This is a genomic window from Pelobacter seleniigenes DSM 18267 (genome assembly GCF_000711225.1).
Taxonomy (GTDB): domain Bacteria; phylum Desulfobacterota; class Desulfuromonadia; order Desulfuromonadales; family Geopsychrobacteraceae; genus Seleniibacterium; species Seleniibacterium seleniigenes.
In genome coordinates, this window is record NZ_JOMG01000004.1 from 230435 (window position 1) to 249970 (window position 19536).

12 protein-coding genes are annotated in these 19536 nt (G+C 56.0%); 10 read left to right on the top strand and 2 right to left on the bottom strand.

Annotation, left to right across the window (positions count from 1 at the left end; translation table 11 throughout):
* Window positions 1–279 precede the first annotated feature (279 nt).
* Complete coding sequence (cysK, locus tag N909_RS0118005; protein ID WP_029917527.1) at window positions 280–1239, top strand: cysteine synthase A; 960 nt, start codon at window positions 280–282, stop codon at window positions 1237–1239.
* Window positions 1240–1366: 127 nt separating this feature from the next.
* Window positions 1367–3169, top strand: a complete 1803-nt coding sequence (locus tag N909_RS0118010; protein ID WP_029917528.1) for a dynamin family protein — start codon at window positions 1367–1369, stop codon at window positions 3167–3169.
* Window positions 3170–3350: 181 nt separating this feature from the next.
* Here N909_RS0118010 and N909_RS25795 read toward each other — a convergent pair whose 3' ends face one another.
* Together N909_RS25795 and N909_RS0118020 are read right to left on the bottom strand one after the other, a co-directional pair.
* The gene (locus tag N909_RS25795; protein WP_155006005.1) at window positions 3351–3521 is read right to left on the bottom strand and encodes a hypothetical protein; all 171 of its coding nucleotides are present in this window, start codon (window positions 3519–3521) and stop codon (window positions 3351–3353) included.
* Between the two features lie 222 nt (window positions 3522–3743).
* Entirely contained in the window at window positions 3744–6467 is a 2724-nt protein-coding gene (locus N909_RS0118020) for an Rne/Rng family ribonuclease (RefSeq protein WP_063336440.1), read from the bottom strand.
* Window positions 6468–6983: 516 nt separating this feature from the next.
* Between N909_RS0118020 and N909_RS0118025 the strand changes: the two genes are divergently transcribed.
* The 8 genes from N909_RS0118025 (at window position 6984) to N909_RS0118060 (ending at window position 19499) form a co-directional block, all read left to right on the top strand.
* Window positions 6984–8267 carry a TolC family protein gene (locus N909_RS0118025; protein WP_029917530.1) on the top strand — a complete coding sequence of 428 codons (1284 nt, stop codon included), beginning with the start codon at window positions 6984–6986 and terminating at the stop codon, window positions 8265–8267.
* Window positions 8268–8273: 6 nt separating this feature from the next.
* Complete coding sequence (locus N909_RS0118030; protein WP_051689943.1) at window positions 8274–9782, top strand: efflux RND transporter periplasmic adaptor subunit; 1509 nt, start codon at window positions 8274–8276, stop codon at window positions 9780–9782.
* An 82-nt stretch (window positions 9783–9864) separates the two neighbouring features.
* On the top strand, window positions 9865–13143 hold the full coding sequence (locus N909_RS0118035; RefSeq protein WP_029917532.1) for an efflux RND transporter permease subunit: 3279 nt from the start codon (window positions 9865–9867) through the stop codon (window positions 13141–13143).
* Window positions 13144–13282: 139 nt separating this feature from the next.
* Window positions 13283–13759, top strand: coding sequence for a hypothetical protein (locus tag N909_RS24885; protein WP_051689944.1), 477 nt, complete (start codon window positions 13283–13285; stop codon window positions 13757–13759).
* A gap of 212 nt (window positions 13760–13971) precedes the next feature.
* Window positions 13972–14667, top strand: coding sequence for a cytidylate kinase-like family protein (locus N909_RS0118045; protein ID WP_029917534.1), 696 nt, complete (start codon window positions 13972–13974; stop codon window positions 14665–14667).
* A 396-nt stretch (window positions 14668–15063) separates the two neighbouring features.
* The gene (locus N909_RS0118050; protein WP_029917535.1) at window positions 15064–16986 is read left to right on the top strand and encodes an ABC-F family ATP-binding cassette domain-containing protein; all 1923 of its coding nucleotides are present in this window, start codon (window positions 15064–15066) and stop codon (window positions 16984–16986) included.
* A 224-nt stretch (window positions 16987–17210) separates the two neighbouring features.
* Window positions 17211–18176 carry a DUF4388 domain-containing protein gene (locus N909_RS0118055; protein ID WP_029917536.1) on the top strand — a complete coding sequence of 322 codons (966 nt, stop codon included), beginning with the start codon at window positions 17211–17213 and terminating at the stop codon, window positions 18174–18176.
* A 216-nt stretch (window positions 18177–18392) separates the two neighbouring features.
* A complete protein-coding gene (locus N909_RS0118060) occupies window positions 18393–19499 on the top strand; it encodes a branched-chain amino acid ABC transporter substrate-binding protein (protein WP_425415857.1) in 1107 nt (368 codons plus the stop codon).
* Window positions 19500–19536 lie beyond the last annotated feature (37 nt).

The window sequence follows — 19536 nt, forward strand, 5'->3', positions numbered from 1 at the left end:
CTGCTCGGGCGCGTTTGACGAGCTTGCTTGTCTGGCCCACCTTGACGGCCGGACTGTCTCCACTCAGGCTTTGGCAAAGGCTGACCAGCGCTTAAGTTTCCCCTGGGCGGGCAACATGGGTTCAGCAGGGACAGATTTGGGTAAATTTATCGAGATTTAAAGACCGTGTTTGTTGACTGTTGTGCTGTATTAAATTATATTCCAAAGGCATGTTTATTGTGAGATTGGTGATTCAGCATAATTTAGCGTAAAAAGCCAAAACCAACAGGAGATACCGCTATGGCTCAGATTTTTGCAGATAACTCACTGTCGATTGGGAGGACCCCTTTGGTTCGTTTGAACCGGGTGATTGCTCCTGGGGGAGCCGAAGTTTTTGGCAAGATCGAAGGTCGCAATCCAGCCTATTCCGTGAAGTGTCGGATCGGCGCTGCGATGATCTGGGATGCTCTGGAAAAAGGGACTTTGAAGCCGGGGATGGAGATTATCGAACCGACCAGCGGGAACACCGGTATTGCGCTGGCTTTTGTGGCTGCGGCCAAGGGAATTCCCATCACCCTGACCATGCCCGAGACGATGAGTCTCGAACGCCGGAAAGTCCTCAAGGCGCTCGGTGCAAATCTGCTCCTGACTCCCAGCAGCAAAGGAATGTCAGGAGCGGTTAACGAAGCCGAAAGGCTTGCTGAAGAAGAGCCTGATCGCTATATCCTGTTGCATCAGTTCAAAAATCCGGCCAATCCGGCGATCCATGAAAAGACCACCGGCCCGGAAATCTGGCAGGATACGGATGGCCAGGTCGATGTTGTCATTGCCGGAGTCGGGACCGGCGGGACCATCAGCGGTATTACCCGCTACCTCAAAAAGACCTGTGGCAGGAATATCATCTCCGTTGCCGTCGAACCTGCGGACAGCCCAGTGATCAGCCAGCACCTGGCCGGGGAGATGCTGCAGCCCGGGCCGCACAAAATCCAAGGGATCGGTGCCGGCTTCATTCCCGACACCCTGGCCCTTGACCTGCTCGACCGGATTGAGACCGTCAGCAATGAAGAAGCGTATGAATATGCCCGGCGCCTGGCCAAGGAGGAGGGGATGCTCTCCGGCATTTCCTGTGGTGCGGCGACCGCGGTTGCGGCGCGGCTCTCCGCGCTGCCGGAATTTGTCGGCAAGAAAATTGTGGTCATCCTCCCGGATTCCGGTGAACGCTATTTAAGTAGCGATCTTTTCACCGACTCAGCGTCATAAAAAAGTCCTTCTACCCGCAGTCGGGCGGTTGAAAATATTCAGCTGCCCGACTGATCTATGCTAAGCTTTCAGTCTGTCTGCTTAAGCCCTGAACAATCTCAACCGTAGCAGTGAATGGAACAGGTGTATGCTGGAATCTTTACCGGAAAATCGAACCGGCGCGGATGGACCTGACGCCGGTCTGGCCGATTTGCTGAACCGTGCCCTGACCTGTCTGGACAGTCTCGGCGATGACTATACGGATTATCGTGCCGGCCTTGAAGAACTGCAGCAGCGGTTGTCTTCGGGGCGGTTTCGACTCGCGGTGCTGGGCCAATTCAAGCGGGGTAAGAGCACTCTGCTCAATGCTTTGCTCGGCGAGAACCTGTTGCCGACGGATATCCTGCCGGTGACGGCCATTCCGACCTATATCCTGCCGGGGGAGCGTCTGGAAGCCGAGGTTTTTTTCGAAGCGGAAGAGCGTTCCCCGATCCGCTTTGTTCCGTCTGCAGAACGATCGTTGGCCGATTTTTTAGGCGAATATGTCACCGAGGCCGGGAATCCGAACAACCGGCTGCAGGTCGATCGGGTCGAAATCAACCATCCAGCGCCGCTATTGCAGCAAGGGGTCGTGCTCATCGATACCCCCGGCATCGGTTCGACGCATCGGCATAATACCGAAGTGGCTTATCGGATTCTGCCGCAATGTGACGCGGCCCTGTTTCTGGTCTCCCCCGATCCTCCCATTACCGAAGCTGAACTTGAATATCTCATGGACATTCATCAAAGCCTGCCGCGGACCTTTTTTCTCCTCAACAAGGTCGATTTTCTGGATGAGCAGGAACGGCTGGCCTCGTTGCAGTTTCTGTCCGAACAATTGTGTCCCATCTGCCAGGGAGTGCCGCAGATCCTCGATATCTCGGCCCGGAAAGGGCTGAAAGCACGCCTTGACGAAGACCCCGAGGGGTGGAAGAAAAGCGGGATGCGGCGGGTGGAAAAGAGCCTGGTCGAATTCTTCGCCCATGAGAAAAAACAGGTTTTTTGCGAGTCTCTGCAGCGCCGGGTGCATGATCAATTGAATAACCTGCATCTGCAACTGCAGCTTTCCCTCAGCGCCCTGCTGCTGCCGGAAACGGAGCTGAAGGAAAAAATAGCGCAATTTCGACAATCGCTGCCGGCCATTGAGCGGGAAAAGCAGGCTGCCGAAGATATCCTCTCCGGGGATCATGACCGCATCGTGACTCGCCTGAATGAGGAGGTTGCGCAGATCCGGGCGCGTGCACGGGAGGCGATTCTCGCGCGGTTGGAGAGCCAGTTCCTGACCCTGGCGGACACCGAAGAACTGGAGCGGGTTTGCAGGGATATCTTAAAGGACGAAATCCCGGTTTTTTTTGCGCCGGAAATGCGCAAGGTGGGGCAAATCATTCAGCAGGAGGCTATCCAGCTATTGACCCTCCATCAGCGGCGTTGCGACGAGCTGATCGAAAAAGTGCGCCAGCTTGCCGCCGAGTTATTTGCCATCCCCTACCAGGCCCCTGCGGCCCGGCAGTCCTATCTTTCCTATGAGACGCCAAGCTGGAGCAGTCAGCTGTTTATTTCGGATATGGACCCGCTCGGGCAGAAGCTTTCCCGTAAATTTCTCACTCGCAAGTACCGGCATCGTAAAACCGTCAAGCGCTTGCGCGAGGAGGGAACCAGGCTGCTCGGCCTCAATGTCGAGCAGATCAGCTGGACCTTGCGGCGCGGCATTGATGAGAGCTTTCGCAAATATCAGGCCCAATTAGGGGAGCAGCTCGACAAGACGATCCGCGCTACCCGCGAGGCCATGGAGATCGCTCTGAATAAGAATGAATCTTTGGCATCCATTAATGCTGCCCGGGAGATCCGTTTGGGCAAAGCCATAAAAACCCTGGGTGAGTTGTTGCTTGCCGTCAGGAAGGAGTCCTGCTGATTGTTCAGATTTCTGGCCAGAAAATTCAGGCATTTTTCTGGGCTGGGTGAGGGCGAAGCCGTGCTGTTTGGATTAGTCTGGCAAGCGGTCGTTGGCTACCATGACCACTCGGCCGGACGCGTTGGTTGGTGCCGTCAGTTGGTCCTGCAAGAGTGTTCCGGAATTGCTGCAGGCGGTCGGTTTACAGGTCTGACATGGATTCACGGTCCTTCAATAGTTCCATCTCCCGATAAATGACCGCCTCCAGTTCCTTAATCAGTTTTTTGATCTCCTTTTCATTGACTGATTCCGTAAACCCCATGCCGATCAGCATGTCACAAAGATTTCTCAGCCGTACAATACTGTCTTTCATATCATCCTCGCGTTTTCAAGGTGTTTGCTGCAAGCTTGGTCCTTTTGAAAAGACTATCATATTTCCGGATGGTTGGCTGTTGATGGGGCGGTCGGACAGTTGCGGTCTGCCCGGAAGGAGATCGACAGCTCAACTTTTTTGCGGGGGACTGGGAAACAGCGGAGGATGGATCCTCGGTTACCAAAAAAGCCGGATCATATTGATCCGGCTTTGGTTTGCTGGTTATTCGGTGACGGGTTTGACGTCCGTGTCGCTAGACACTTTTTTGCGGGGAGCCCGTCGCGGTGCGCGTTTGGGTTTGCTTTCCTCCCCTGACGCAGCTTCGCCGGAGGCTGAGCTGCCCGCCTCTTGATCAGTTGCGGGCGTGGCTTTTTTCCTGGTTCTCCGCGGCGTTTTTTTCTCTGCGTCCGCAGCTGCGGCAGCTGGTTCGGAGTCCGACTTGGCCTTGGGCGCCGCTCGCCGAGTCCGCCGCGGCGGTTTTTCCGCCTCTGCCTGAGGGCTCTGTTCGACCACGCTTGAGGCTGGTGCCGGGTCCGCTTTGGCGGGAGCAGGCTGAGTGGCTTGCTGCGCTTCGCCGGAAGTTTTCTGCGCGGCCGGTTTGGCTGTGCTGCGCTGAGTTCGCCGTTGCGGTTTTTCGCTGACCGGCGGTTCCGTTTGCGGAGACTCCACCGGTTTTGTCGGGTTCTCGGCCGGCTCTGCTGTTTTCTGTTGCTGGGCAGTTTCTCCGGTCGCCTGCTCAACGGGTTTCTTGGCCCGTGGTTTCCGGGGCCGCCGTTTCGGTTTCGCAGTGGCAGGCGTTTCAGCCGGCTCCGCTGGCGTTACGGGGGCGGTTTCAGTATTGGTCGGGACCGGCTCTGGCTGCTGCGCAACGACCGGTGCCGAAGCGACGGGCTGAGACTCTACCGCTGGGGCCGGCTTTTCGGCCACGGCAGCGCTGGCCACCGGCTCCACTGGCCCGACCGGGGTCGATTGAGCTCCGGTCGTTTTTTTTGTCGGCCGACGCGTCCGGCGCCGGGGTTTCTTTTCGGCGGCGGCGGGTTCGGTGGTTGGCTTGCTCTCCCCAGCCGCAGGGGCTGGCGAGGTGGCTTCCCGGGTCGGGCTGCTTTGCTCCGGCTGAGGCTGGCTGTCGGCCTGCGCAGCAACCGGCAACTCTGTCGCTTGGGGCTGAGCGGTCTCCGCCTCTGCGGGGGTAGCCGAGTCGGTCGCAGTTTCCTGTGCAGCGGGCGGCTGACTGGTCTGCTGTTCCTGATTTGTTTTGGCGGCGGAAGATTTCCTCCGGCGTCTGCGCCGTTTCTTTTTGGGCGCTTCGCTGTTCACCGATTCTTCCGCGGACTCTTGGGGAGCGGGACTGTCCTCCTCCAACTCCTCCTCTTGCGCCTGGTTGCGCATTTCATCCTGTTGGGCGGCCAGGGCGACCTCGATCTGGTTGGCATGGGAAATGGGCGCGATATCTTTACTATCGTCCGGTTCTTTATCTTTTTTCCGCAGCTCAATTTCGATTTCGCCGGGCAGCAGAGTGCTTGATCCGAGGATCGCGATGCGCATACCGAGCTGCTGTTCCAGTTCGTTGATGGTTGCGCGTTTGCGGTTGAGCAGATAGTTGGCGACATCCATGGGGACCTCGGCTTCGATCAGAGCGATCTGGCCTTTGGATGCTGCCGTGTGAATCTGCCGCAGCAGGGCAACCGACTGGGCTTCGACACTTTTGACCTTGCCGATCCCTTTGCAATGGGGGCACTCGATAAAGGAACCGACACTCAATACCGGTTTGAGTCGCTGCCGACTCATTTCGAGCAGGCCAAACTGGCTGATCCGGCCGACCGAGACCTTGGCTTTGTCGTCCTTGAGGGCTTTGCGCAGTTCCTGCTCGACTTCGCGGATATTTTTGCGGTCGCGCATGTCGATGAAATCGATGACGATCAGCCCGCCCAGGTCACGCAACCGCAGTTGCCGACCGACTTCGGCGGCAGCTTCCAGGTTGGTTTTCAGCGCCGTGGCTTCAATTCCGCTTTCACTGGCCATTTTGCCGGAGTTGACATCAATGGCCACCAGCGCTTCGGTCTGGTCAATGACGATGGAACCGCCGGAAGGCAGGGGGATCTGGTTTTTTGCCAGGCCATCGATCTGCTCTTCGATCTGGTAGCGGGAAAAGATCGGTCGTCTTTCCCGGTGCTGTTTGACCAGGTTGCCGAGTTCCGGCATGACCAGGGCGAAAAAATCCCTGGCATCGCGGAAAACCGTCTGATCGTCGATGAGAACTTCATCCATGTCGGTGCTGAAATAATCACGGATGGAACGGATGGCGAGGTTGGATTCCTGATAGAGCTGGGCTGGCGCCTTGATCTGGTCCTTACGCGCGGTGATTCCTTCAAACAGGCGCACCAGGTAATCGAAATCACGCTTGAGTTCTTCTTTATCCTTGCCGATGCCGGCGGTGCGGACGATGTAACCCATCCGTTCGGGAAGATCCAGTTCCGCCATGGTTTTTTTGAGTTTTTTACGTTCACTGTCTTCGGCGATTTTACGCGAGACACCCTTGGTCGTACTGTCCGGCATCAGGACCATGTAACGGCCCGGAATCGACAGAAAGGTGGTCAGTGCCGCACCTTTACTGCCGCGTTCCTCTTTGACGATCTGCACCAGGATTTCCTGGCCGCGTTTGAGAATGTCGGCGATTCTGGGGCGGTGTTTGGAATCCTCCCGCGTCGGGTAGAGGTTGGGGTGAATCTCCCCAATCTGCAGGAACCCGAGCTTTTCGGCGCCATAATCAACAAAAGCGGCCTGTAATCCGGTTTCGACCCGAACCACGACCGCTTTATAAATGTTACCTTTGCTTTGTTCCTGACCGGCGAGCTCAATATCGAGATCGCTGAGAATCCCGTCAACAACGATCGCCACCCGATTTTCCTCCGGGTGGGAGGCGTTGATCAGCATCTTTTTACTCATTAATATTAAACCTTTCCGTCCGCATTTTCGCGGCACTTTCCGGAGCCCTGCCGGTGCAGACCTCACCGCTTGCGCGGGGTCCACATCCTGCGGGCCTTCCGGTTAAATTGATTGTGGACGACAGCCCGGCAGAGAACCGGGAGCGTCAAAACTTGTTCTGCTTATATTTATCCGGCCTCAACGCTGTAATTGCGGTGGCTCGGCTAAATCCTTATTTACGGGCAAACTATAACAGAGAAACGGTTTTAGTGATATTTCAAATTCACATTAAATTCACTTTTCCTGTCTTTTTCATCTGCCATACCCGCAAGTTCCCATAAAAAAAGCAGGAACTTTGCTATAGAGGCTGAAGAATATTCTACACCAGAGGGAGAATATTATCCATTTTGCCCCCTGGCCGGGCTGGCACGGGCGATGAATCGGCCGGTTTTTCGCGTTGAGCGCGTTTGGCATGAATGCTGCTGAACTACGCTTCGATTGACCGCAAACCCTCTTTCAGGAGCCTTCGTTGAGCCGATGACCGATACCGCCAGAACCCTTCCTTTGTTGATCCTGATCAGCCTGCTGTTTATTTCGCCTGCTTTTGCTGCCAGTTCCCAGTTGGAACAACTGTTGCGTGAGGCTGACGCCAATAATCCTTCGCTGCAGGTGGCCAAAGAACAGATTCAGGTCGCAGACAGTAAGATCGATCAGGCGACCGCCCTGGCTGACCCGCAGCTGGGGGTGTCTTTCTCCAGTTATCCCATCAACCAGCTGCGTAGCGACGTGACGCCGATGACCGGAAACGAAATCCGCCTCTCCCAGATGTTGCCGTTCCCCGGCAAACTGGACGCCAAAGGGCGGATTGCCGCTGAAAAGAGCCACTGGTTTGAACACGCCTATCAGGACGCCCGGTTGCAACTGCGGCGTCAGGTCAAGGATGCCTGGTACCGGTTTTTGTTCCAGCGACAAGCCATTGATCTGACCGAGCATAACCTGCAGTTGCTGGATGATTTCATCAAACTGACTGAAACCCGTTACGAGGTCGGTAAAGGGTTACAGCAGAATGTTCTCAAGGCGCAGCTGCAGCGTTCGAAACAGATGGATATCCTGTTCAATCTACAGCAGCAGCAAACCGCGACCCTGGCCGAACTGAACAGCCTGGCCGGGCGGGCCACGGACCAACCGCTTGAGGTCGATTCCGACCTGAGCCCTTCGACAGTGTCTTTCGATCTGACTGCATTGCAACAAGCCGCAGAGGGGAACCGGCCGCTGTTCGCTTCCTACCGCGCGTTGATTGAACAGTACAAGGCGAGCCGGGAACTGGCCAAGCTTGATTACAAGCCTGATTTTACCCCCTGGGTCAGTTATCGCTGGCGGGATAACGGCCTGGCTGACGGCGGCACCGATTTTATCAGCGCCGGCATCAGCTTCAATCTGCCGGTGCCGAACAAAAGGCGCCAGGCGGCCGTTGCCGAGGCGGATTCTTCCCTGCGTATGGCCTATCAGCAGCGCAATCAATTTAAAAACAAGGTCGATCTGACCATTCACCGGGCCCTGAGTCAATTTGAGCAGGACAGCCGACTGGCGGAGCTTTACCAGGGCGGGATCATCCCGCAGGCCAAACAGACTTTTCAAGCGACGTTGAGTGCTTATCAGGTCGACAAGGTCGATTTTCTTGACCTGCTTGATTCAGTGATGAGTCTCTATCGCTACCAGATCGATTATGCCCGTACCCTCAGCGACCAGCAGCGCAGTCAGGCCGAAATCGAGGCGGCTGCCGGTCTTGAGGCTGCCCAGCTCATTCCAGGCAAAGGATAGAATTCAATGAAGACAGCCACCAAACCACCCCTGCTTCTGCTGTTGACCGCTGTGCTTACCGGAGCGCTCTGGTTGGGAGCCGATTTAAGTTTGCGGAGTTTCCCCTGGTCCGGGCCGGAACACGTCCATGCCGCCGACCAGAAGTATACCTGCGGGATGCATCCGATGATTATCGTCGATGAACCGGGCAACTGCCCCATCTGCGGCATGGCCCTGGTTCCGCTGAAAGTAGATACCGCCGGCGGAAGCGGCGCCAAACCGAGCGCGGAACGGAAAATCAAATACTGGCAGGCGCCGATGGATCCGACTTATATCCGCAATGAACCGGGCAAATCCCCCATGGGGATGGATCTGGTGCCGGTCTATGAAGATGAAGCAACCGGCGGGGCCATGATCACCATCGACCCGACCACCATCCAGAACATGGGCGTCAGAACCGCGCCGGTGACCCGGGGGGATCTGTCGCGCACCATCCGGACTGTCGGGGTGATCAGTTCCGAAGAGCCAAAACAGTATGTGATCAATGCCAAAATAGCCGGCTGGGTGGAAAAGCTGTACGTGGCAGAGACCGGACAGCAGGTTAAAAAAGGGCAGAAACTGCTGGAAATCTACAGCCCTGAACTGGTCACCGCGCAGCAGGAGCTGCTGCTGGCGCTGGAAAATTACCGGTCACTGAAAGACAGCAGTTTTCCACAGATATCGACCAGCGCCAAGAGCCTGCTGGAGGCCTCGCGGAAACGGCTGCAACTCTGGGATGTCAGTCGCAGGCAGATCGAGCGGCTGGAACAGAGCGGCACGGTCAGCAAAACCCTCACCCTCTATGCGCCCTATGACGGAATCGTGACGACCAAGATGGTCACTGAAGGGATGTATGTCAAGCCGGGCATGGTCCTGCTCAATATGGCCGATCTGTCCAAGGTCTGGGTGTTGGCCGACCTCTATGAATATCAGCTGCCCTGGGTCAAGGAAGGGCAGCGGGCCAAAGTGGTTCTGCCCTATGTTGAAGGGCGCAGTTTTGAGGCCCATGTCAGTTACCTCTATCCCTATGTCGAGGGCAAAACCCGGACCGTCAAGGCGCGCCTGGAACTGGATAATGCCGATCTGGAGCTGCGCCCCGAGATGTACGTGACCGTCTACCTGACCGGGGAAAAAGTGAAAAATGCGCTGCTGGTGCCCCAGGAAGCCGTGCTGTATTCCGGTGAAAAAGAGACGGTTTTCGTGGCGCTGAAAGGGGGACGTTTTGAACCACGGCGGGTGAAAACCGGGTTGCAGGGCGAAGACGGCCACGTGGAAGTGACCCAGGGACTGTTCGCCGGCGAGCAGGTGGTGACCAGCGCCCAGTTTATGCTCGATTCGGAAAGCAAGCTGCGGGAAGCGATCCAGAAAATGATGCAGCCGACCCGGGCTGAGTCGCCGGATGATAAAGCCGCTGCCGATCCTGAGAGCCTGTTTGATGATGCCGCCGGCGGAGAGGCTGGCAAAACGACCGGAAAAGCGTTGGACGATCTGTTTTGAGCATCTTCTTCCCAGAGTGCGCAAGTGAAAAGTTTCTTTGCCATGACGTTACTGTGCCATCAATTTTATAGAGGATAGGACCATGCTGGAAAAAATCATCGAATGGTCGATTAAAAATAAATTCATCGTTCTGCTGTTGACCTTCTTTGCCATTGTCGGTGGTCTCTATGCCCTCAAGAATACGCCGCTGGATGCGATTCCGGATCTGTCCGATGTCCAGGTGATCGTATTTACCGAATATCCGGGGCAGGCCCCGCAGGTGGTGGAGGACCAGGTCACCTACCCGCTGACCACTCAGATGCTGGCGGTGCCGCAGGCCAAGACCGTGCGCGGTTATTCCTTTTTCGGGTTGTCCTTTGTCTACATCATCTTTGAGGACGGGACCGATCTGTACTGGGCACGCTCGCGGGTGCTCGAATATCTGAACTATGCGGCCGGCAAGCTGCCCAAAGGGGTGACGCCGAGCCTGGGGCCGGATGCCACCGGGGTCGGCTGGATTTATGAATATGCCCTGGAGAGTGACAACCACGATCTGCAGCAGCTGCGTTCGATTCAAGACTGGTATCTGCGCTATGAACTGACTTCCGTGGACGGGGTGTCCGAGGTCGCCTCCCTGGGTGGCTACGTCAAGCAGTATCAGGTCGAAGTCGATCCGGATCGGCTGCTCGCCTATCATGTCGGGATACCGCAGATCCGCCGGGCGATTCAAAAGAGCAATAACGATGTCGGCGGCCGCCTGGTCGAGATGGCCGAGACCGAATTCATGGTCAGAGGTCTCGGCTATATCAAATCGGTCAAGGACCTGGAGTCGGTGGTGGTCGGCACGGACGGGAAGGGGACGCCGATCCTCCTGCGCGATGTCGGCCGGGTCAGCATCGGCCCGGAACTGCGCCGTGGGGTGGCCGAACTGGACGGACAAGGGGAGACGGTCGGCGGTGTCATTGTCATGCGCTACGGTGAAAACGCGCTGAAGACCATCGAAAACGTCAAGCGCAAGCTGGAACAGCTCAAGGCCGGTTTACCCAAAGGGGTCAGAATCAAAACGGTCTATGACCGCAGCGGCCTGATCGAGCACTCCGTCGATACGCTGAAGGAGAAGCTGATCGAGGAAAGCATTGTGGTGGCCGTGGTCACCGCGCTGTTCCTGTTTCACCTGCCCAGTTCCCTGGTCGCCATCTTTACCCTGCCGGTGGCGATCCTGATCTCTTTTATCATCATGGGCTGGCAGGGGATCAATGCCAATATCATGAGTCTGGGCGGGATCGCCATTGCCATCGGCGCGATGATCGACGCAGCCATCATCATGATCGAGAATGCCCACAAGCACCTGGAGCATGATCGCGGCCGGTTACCGCACTGGGAGATCATCACCAATGCCTCGAAGGAGGTCGGACCGGCCCTGTTCTATTCCCTGCTGGTGATCACGGTCTCCTTTTTCCCGGTCTTTTCCCTGGGCGAACAGTCGGGGCGGATGTTCAAACCCCTCGCCTATACCAAAACCTATGCGATGGGCGCTGCTGCGCTCCTGTCCATCACCATTGTCCCGGTGCTGATGGGCTGGTTTATTCGCGGCAAGATTCCCGATGAAGAGAAAAACCCCATCAACCGGGTGCTGATCAGGTTTTACCATCCGGTGGTCGATTTTGTGCTGCGCTGGCGCAAGTTTGTGCTGCTGGCGGCGATTCTGGTCACTGCTTCGATCTTTGTGCCGCTCAAGCAGATGGGCTCCGAGTTTATGCCACCTTTGTATGAAGGGGATCTGCTCTACATGCCGACTACGCTGCCGGGAATTTCCATTTCCAAAGCGCGTGAGCTGCTGCAACAGACCGACCGCATTATCCGCCAGTTCCCTGAAGTGGAAACGGTCTTCGGCAAGGTCGGGCGGGCGGAAAGTGCCACTGACCCGGCGCCGCTGTCCATGCTGGAAACCACGATCACCCTCAAGCCGGAAGAACAGTGGCGAACGGTGCCGAAAAAGCGCTTTTATTCCGACTGGCCGGATGCGTTCGACTGGGCCAAGTCTGCCCTGCGCAAGGTCTGGCCCGAACAAGGGCCGATCAGCGTCGATGAGTTGATTACCGAACTCAACAATGCCATCCAGTTTCCCGGTTTGACCAATGCCTGGACCATGCCGATTAAAACCCGTATCGACATGCTGTCGACGGGCATCAAGACCCCGGTCGGGATCAAGGTCATGGGGGACGATCTGGAAACCCTCTCCCACATCGGTGAGCAGATCGAGGCTGTGCTCCGTGATGTCCCGGGCACCTTGAGTGCCTTTTCCGAACGGGTGGTCGGCGGGAACTATTTTGATTTCGATATCGACCGGGATGCTGTTGCCCGCTACGGCCTGACCGTCGGCGATGTGCAGGATACCATCCAGTCGGCCATCGGTGGGATGAATGTATCGCAGACCGTGGAAGGGCTGGAACGTTACCCCATCAACATTCGTTATGCGCGGGATTACCGCAACGACCTGCAGTCCCTGCGGCGGGTGCTGATTCCGACCCCGACCGGCCAGCAGATTCCCATCGCGCAGGTTGCCAACATCAAAATCCGTAAGGGACCGCCCGGCATCAAGAGTGAAAACGCCCGGCGGACCGCCTGGGTCTTTGTCGACCTGAAGGGAATCGATGTCGGCACCTATGTCCGCCAGGCCCAGCAGGTGGTGGAGGAGAAAGTCAAGCTGCCGCCGGGGTATAACCTGATCTGGAGCGGGCAGTACGAATATATGCAGGCGGCGGCAGCCAAGTTGAAGGTGGTTATTCCCCTGACCCTGTTGATCATCTTCGTGATCATCTACATGAACACCAAATCGATGATCAAAACCCTGATTATCTTTGTCGCGCTGCCGTTATCCCTGGTGGGCTGCTTTTGGTATCTTTACCTGCTGGGTTATAATATGTCCGTGGCGGTTTGGGTCGGGATTATCGCTCTGGCCGGGATTTCCGCGGAGACCGGCGTGGTCATGCTGCTCTATCTGGACCTGGCCTTCGAACTTTGGAAAGAACAGGGGCGGATGAACACCCGTGGTGACCTGGTGCAGGCCATTCATCATGGCGCCGTGAAACGGATTCGACCGAAGATCATGACCATCTGCGTCATTATTGCCGGACTGGTGCCGATTATGTGGAGCCATGGGGCCGGTGCCGACGTGATGAAACGGATTGCCGCGCCCATGGTCGGTGGGGTGATTACCTCAGGTGTTATGGAACTGCTGGTCTTCCCGGTCATTTATTTCATGTGGCGCAGCATGAAGCTGAACAAGGATATGCAGCCGAGTGCGGTGGGTGAACCGGTGGAAGGTGGCACTTATATCAGCCGGCCAAGCCGGGAAGAGGTTGATACCAATTATGAATGATGCAGGGCGGGCAGTTGGGAGAACCGCCTGCTGAGCCCAGGGCGGGTGAGCAGGACCGATGACTTTTGCAAGGACCGGTTAACGGGATATTTTCAATGCGTACTGAAAACGCAAACCAACCACAAACAGGAGAAAAATTATGAACAAACGAATGCTGACCATGGTGACTGTGTTGATTTTTTCTGTTGTTGCGCTGCCTCTGAGTGCTTTGGCCATGAAGGATATGAACCATGGCAGTGATATGAAAATGACCGGCGGCATGGCCATGAGCGACGATATGATCATGCTCCATGGCGATGAAGTCGATGGGGTTACGGTCACCGCCCACCTGATGGATGTCAAAAAAGCGATGGCTGAACACGGTATTGCCATGACCCACCATCTGATGGCCGGGTTCAAGGATGCCAGCGGCAATCCGGTGACCGGCGGGCAAGCAGCCGTGAAGATCGAAAAGCCGGACGGCAGCATCAGCGGTCCGTTTTCAATGATGGCCATGGATGGAGAGTTCGGTGCCGATGTTAACCTCGATCAGCCGGGAATGTATCGCTTTATTGTCGGCACCAAGCTGGCTGACGGCCAGAAACGGACCTTTCATCTTCAGCATGAGCTGAAATAAGCCGCACGCTCTTTTCCGCACCATCTATCAGCTGTTTTTGTCAAAGCCCCTGCGTTTACGCGGGGGCTTTTTTGCACAGGCATGCCCAAAGTCCAGTTATCCGCTATACTTTAATCAATGCTTGGAAAAGCGCTTGCAGAGCCCGTGGATGGGCGATCAGAGGTCATGATCGGTCCATACCTGGAGACCCCACAGCCATAAAGGAGACAGCGATGGTACTCAAAAACTTCTGGACTCCGCAAATCGAAGCAAAATTACACGCCTGGCACCAGATGCAACAGGTTGCCAATATTGAAAAACCAGCGCCCTGTTTCACCATTGCCCGGGAGTTCGGTTGCCAGGCCTATCCGTTGGCGGAGGAATTAACCCGCCGCCTGAATGCGCGGGTGGCCGGAGACCCTTGGGTCATTATCGGCCGGCAGATTCTTGACGAAGTTGCCCGTCTGACCGGCTATACGGTTGAACAGATAGAAAAATCCCAGGATACGCCGTCGGCCCTCAAAGCGATTTTCGCCATGTTTCTCGATCCGTCCACGGCTGAAGAGACCGAAGTTTTTACCCATATGCGCACCGTGATCCGGGGGTTTGCCCGGCGTGGCAATTGCGTCCTGGTTGGCCGCGGCGCAACCTGTGTCACCCAGGATCTGCCCAATTGTATCCATCTACGCCTGGTTGCCCCCTATCAGTTCCGGCTGGAAAAGATCATGCGGACGCACAGCCTCAACGAAACGGAGGCCAGGCGCTTCATCGATCTGCATCAGCAGCAGCGGGATGATTTCGTGCGCCGGTTCGCCTGCGACAATATCGACGATGCCATGCTCTATCATCTGGTGATCAACAACAGCCGCATCAGTATCGAAGATATGGCCGCCCTTGCCGAGTTCTGGATGATTCGCCACACCACCTGAGTGCCGTTGGCGAAAGGAAAGGCTTTCCTGCCACCAACAACAGGCGGCGCTGGTGGGCAAGAGTCCGACCGGGAACTGTTGCGAGTCGGGTGATTGCCCCGCGCTTGGAACCTCGCCGGGTGGCCGCCTGCCATTGCCTTTGCTCGCTTTTCCATGGGCTCGAGAAATCGTTGCAACCGTCTGTTGCTCCCGACCCATAACCGGGTGGGGCGTTTTTTTGTCCGCTCTGCTTTTGCCGGGACCGCTGTTGTGCTATAAGTAGTCCCGTTTGCAAAAGTTCCGGATTTTTATCCCTTTGGACAACACCACTCGCCCACCGATTTTCAGTTGACAGCCGAAGTCATGCCCGACTGGAAGAGGATCGTCAGGGTGCTGAATTAACAGGTTTAAGCTCAGATGCTGCAGTTAAAGAATATCGACAAGTTTTTTGCCGATCGACAGATTTTTAAAAATATCGACTGGCATATTCATGCCACGGACCGAATCGGGCTGTGTGGTGAAAACGGGGCCGGGAAATCGACTCTGCTCAAGCTGCTGGCCGGAATGGTCGACTGCGACGGTGGCACACTGCAGATGGCGAAGGGGACCACCTTCGGCTATCTGCCCCAGGACGGCCTGGTCCACCGTGGCCGGCTGCTGTTTGAAGAAGCGCAGAGCGCCCTGGCCGATCTGCAGCAGATCGAACTGGAGTTGCGGCGCCTGGAGCACCAGATTGCCGCCAGCGCCGATCCTGTGGAACTGGAACGCTATGCCGAGTTGCAAAACCAGTTCGAGCAACGGGGCGGTTACCGGATGGAGGCCGAGGTTGGCCGGGTGCTACACGGGCTAGGCTTCAGCGAAGAGGATTTTTCCAAGCCCTGCGAGACCTTTTCCGGCGGCTGGCAAATGCGTATAGCCCTGGCCAAGTTGCTGCTCCAGCAGCCCAACCTGTTGCTGCTGGACGAACCGACCAACCATTTGGATCTGCCCGCCCGGGACTGGCTGGAAGATTACCTGCTGAACTATCCCCATGGTGTGGTGCTGGTTTCCCATGACCGTTTTTTCCTGGATACGGTGGTCAACCGGATTGTCGAAATCTGGAACGGTGAATTGACCGAATACCCCGGCAATTACAGCCGTTATGTTCAGGCCAGGGACGAGCGGGTGGCTGCTCTGAAAGCGGCCAAGCAGCAGCAGGACGAAGAAATCGCCCGGGTCGAGGCGTTCATCAACCGGTTTCGTTACCAGGCCAACAAAGCCTCCCAGGTGCAGAGCCGGATCAAACAGCTGGAAAAAATCGACCGGATTTCCCTGCCGCCGGAGCGCAAAAAAATCGGCTTCAGTTTCCCGCCGCCGCCCAAGGGCGGGCGCACGGCAATGAACCTGGAAAAAGCCAGTCAACGTTACGGCGACAAACAGGTTCTCAATCAGGTCGATGTGCTGATCGAGCAGGGTGAACGGGTTGCCCTGGTGGGCCCGAACGGGGCCGGTAAATCGACCCTGATGAGATTGCTGGCCGGCGTTGAAGCCCCTTCCGCAGGGCGCCGGACGGAAGGGCATAATCTGGCGCTGGCCTATTTTGCCCAGGACCAGGCTGCCGAGTTGAACCCGCAGCGGACCGTTTACAGTGAACTGTCAGCCGATTCACCGGTGCCCATGGTGCCGAAACTCAGGAATATCCTGGGAGCGTTTCTGTTCTCGGGAGACGATATCGAAAAGCCGGTCAGAGTCCTCTCCGGGGGGGAACGGAACCGCCTGGCCCTGGCCAAGTTGTTGTTGCGGCCCGCCAATCTGCTGCTCCTGGATGAGCCGACCAACCATCTCGATTTGCAGTCCAAGGAAGTGCTCCTTGAATCCCTGAAAAAATATTCCGGGACGATCGTATTTGTTTCCCACGACCGCTATTTTGTCGATCAGCTTGCCAGCCGGGTGCTGGAAGTTGGCGGTGGCAAGGTCGAGTCTTATTTCGGTAACTATGAAGATTTTCTGCGCGCCAAGCAGAATCTTGGCGACAGCAGTCATAGCGATAAGCGGGTCGAGCAGCAACTTGAGCGGGGGGCGGACCCGGTGTCCGCGGATAAAGAAGCCCGAATCCAGGAGCATCAGGCCCGTAAGGAAAAGCAGCGCCGTGAACAGAAACGGCAGCGCGACCTGGCAGAGGTCGAAGCGGTGATCGAACAGCTGGAAGATTCCCTGGGCCGGCTGGAAAAGGTGATGGCTGACCCGGAGCTGTATCAGGATCAGGAGCGCTGGCGCACGGTCAGCGCCGAGCACCGCGCTTTGCAAGAGCAACAGGAAACGGCCTACCTGAAGTGGGAAGAGCTGCAGGATCCGCAGTGAACTCGGAAGATGTGGTGGTCTGGCTGCTTCAATAGCACTAAAAAGACCACGAAGAATCTGTTTGGTTGACAGTTTTCGTCGTTATTTACTAAATTATGATGGTTTTACACCAGCTGAGCTGAATGTCCTGGCGCTTTCAGGAATTCTGTTGATCTGATCATGGGGGGACAGGGGAGCTGCGTTGCGGTTTTCCTGCCGGTTTTTTGTCTTTGGAGTATACGTCAATGATTCATCTGCCGCGCGGTGTGCCGGTTCGTCAGAACGTCAATCCGGCCAGAATCAATCTGCCGGAAGCGATGGGGAAATTGCGTGGTGGCAGTTTTTCGGGGTATCTGTCTTTTCAGTCCCAACTCGGGTCCGGGGTCATTCTGTTCCAATCCGGGAGGCTGATCAGCGCTTTTTTCATTGATCGGGAAGAAAATCGGCGACTGATCGCTTACGATGCCATTGCCCGGATTTTCCATATTTCCATTCTCGGCCATGCCACCCTCAATATCTATCGCATGTCTGACGACCTGGTGCTTTATCTCCATGCCTTGCTCCACGGGCGCTATTTGCATAAGCAAAAGCCTCTTCAGGAGATCGATGTGCGGGCCCTGCTGGATGATATTCGGCAGAATGAACTGAGCGTCTGTATTCGGGTCTTCAGTCAGGATAAGACAGCTCTGGTGTTTTATGAAGAGGGTTTTGCGCTGGGGTTTTTTCATGAGGGTGGACAGGACCTGCAGGCGACGGCTGATCTTTCCGCCTCGGTCGCTGCATTGCCCGGGGCCATCCTCGATGTTCTGGAAATCCAGAGTACCGACCAACTCGTTCTGGCCGACCTGATGGGGTCTGCCGACCTGCATCCGATTTGGCAGCGCACCCGGAAAAACCTTCTTGAGGAACAGAATAAACGTGAGCAGAGCGCCATGCGTTCTTCCCAGGAAGCGCAGCAGCGACAGCGCCAACAGGTTCAAAACCTGATGAAAACCGTTGCCGGGACCTACCTTGGCAAGTTCGGGGTGACCCAGGTTGAAAAAGCTTTTGCCGTGGTCGGACCAACGGTCCAAGAAACTGAAATTGAACAGTTCTATCTTGAGCTGCAACGTTTGGCCCGGTTGGTGGCCAGTCAGGCAAAAATCAACGAGATGGTTCTGGAAATGCGCGCTCGGATGAAGGCAAACGAAGTTTCCGAAGCCCGTTCATAAGCCCTGACCCCGGGATTGGCGCTGACCGATTTCGTCTTGCGGCGGCAATGGTTTTTTAAGGCAGAGCCTGCACTGGCCAGCGCTTCCGCCTTTTAGCTAGAATAAAGCTTTATTCTTGACCGCTGTCCGGTGTTTAGATTATACCTAAAAAATTCTGTACATTAATTTAGCTATTCTCCTTCAACCAAACTTTCAGGAGGCACACTCATGAAGAAAATGACTGTCTTGCTTTCAACTCTTGCTCTGCTGCTGAGCATGACTGCAACAGGCTTTGCTGCCGACACCATCAAACTGGGTGTAGCAGGGCCTCATAGTGGTGACCTGGCTCCTTATGGCATTCCGGCTATGCGCGCGGCTCAACTGGTGGTCAAGCAGGTCAATGCCAATGGCGGTATTCTCGGTAAGCAGGTTGAACTGCTGATTCAGGATGATCAATGTAAACCGGAGATTGCTACCAATACCGCAACCAAACTGGTCACCGACGGTGCCAATGTTGTGCTTGGCCACATCTGTTCCGGCGCAACCAAGGCTGCCCTGGGCATTTACAAAGACGCCAAAATTCCGGTCATGTCTCCTTCCGCAACCAACCCGCCGCTGACCCAGAGTGGTGACTATCCGAACTTTTTCCGGACCATCGCTTCCGACGACATGCAGGCTAAAATGGCCGTCGATTTTGCGCTGAACAAGCTCGGTGTCAAGAAAATCGCCATCCTGCATGACAAAGGTGACTACGGTAAAGGTTTTGCCGAGTTCGCCAAAAAATTTGTGGAAGAATCAGGCAAGGCTGAAATTGTCCTGTTCGAAGGAATTACTCCCGGCGCCATGGATTACAGCTCAATTATTCAGAAAGTTCGCCGCAACGATGCCGAGGCCCTGATTTTCGGTGGTTATCATCCGGAAGCCTCCAAACTGGTTTCCCAGTTGGCCCGCAAGCGCGTCAAAGCGGCTTTTATCTCCGATGACGGCGTCAAAGACGACAGTTTCCTGAAAGTTGCCGGTAGCGCTGCAGAAGGCGCTTACATGACCGGTCCGCGCGACCTTTCCAAGATTCCGCTGAACGCTGAAGCCGTTGCCCAGTTCAAAGCTGAATACGGTTCCGAGCCGGGTGCATTCTTCCAGGAAGGCTATGCTGCCGCCCTGGCGTTGCTGAATGCCATCCAGAAAGCCGGTAGCACCGACTATGATGCCGTCACCAATGCGCTGCGTACCCAATATGTCGAAACTCCGGTCGGCAAGATCAAATTCGACGCCAAAGGTGATGCCGAAGGCGTTGGCTTCTCTGTTTACACTGTGAAAAACGGTAAATTCGTTGAGCTGCAATAGAGGCCGCGCGCTGTTACTGCGGTCTGTCGAGTAAACC

Excerpts from the sequence above, each read along its gene's own strand:
- cysK (WP_029917527.1), top strand. The coding sequence starts at position 280 with ATGGCTCAGATTTTTGCAGATAACTCACTGTCGATTGGGAGGACCCCT.
- N909_RS0118010 (WP_029917528.1), top strand. The coding sequence starts at position 1,367 with ATGCTGGAATCTTTACCGGAAAATCGAACCGGCGCGGATGGACCTGAC.
- N909_RS25795 (WP_155006005.1), bottom strand. The coding sequence starts at position 3,521 with ATGAAAGACAGTATTGTACGGCTGAGAAATCTTTGTGACATGCTGATC.
- N909_RS0118020 (WP_063336440.1), bottom strand. The coding sequence starts at position 6,467 with ATGAGTAAAAAGATGCTGATCAACGCCTCCCACCCGGAGGAAAATCGG.
- N909_RS0118025 (WP_029917530.1), top strand. The coding sequence starts at position 6,984 with ATGACCGATACCGCCAGAACCCTTCCTTTGTTGATCCTGATCAGCCTG.
- N909_RS0118030 (WP_051689943.1), top strand. The coding sequence starts at position 8,274 with ATGAAGACAGCCACCAAACCACCCCTGCTTCTGCTGTTGACCGCTGTG.
- N909_RS0118035 (WP_029917532.1), top strand. The coding sequence starts at position 9,865 with ATGCTGGAAAAAATCATCGAATGGTCGATTAAAAATAAATTCATCGTT.
- N909_RS24885 (WP_051689944.1), top strand. The coding sequence starts at position 13,283 with ATGAACAAACGAATGCTGACCATGGTGACTGTGTTGATTTTTTCTGTT.
- N909_RS0118045 (WP_029917534.1), top strand. The coding sequence starts at position 13,972 with ATGGTACTCAAAAACTTCTGGACTCCGCAAATCGAAGCAAAATTACAC.
- N909_RS0118050 (WP_029917535.1), top strand. The coding sequence starts at position 15,064 with ATGCTGCAGTTAAAGAATATCGACAAGTTTTTTGCCGATCGACAGATT.
- N909_RS0118055 (WP_029917536.1), top strand. The coding sequence starts at position 17,211 with ATGATTCATCTGCCGCGCGGTGTGCCGGTTCGTCAGAACGTCAATCCG.
- N909_RS0118060 (WP_425415857.1), top strand. The coding sequence starts at position 18,393 with ATGACTGTCTTGCTTTCAACTCTTGCTCTGCTGCTGAGCATGACTGCA.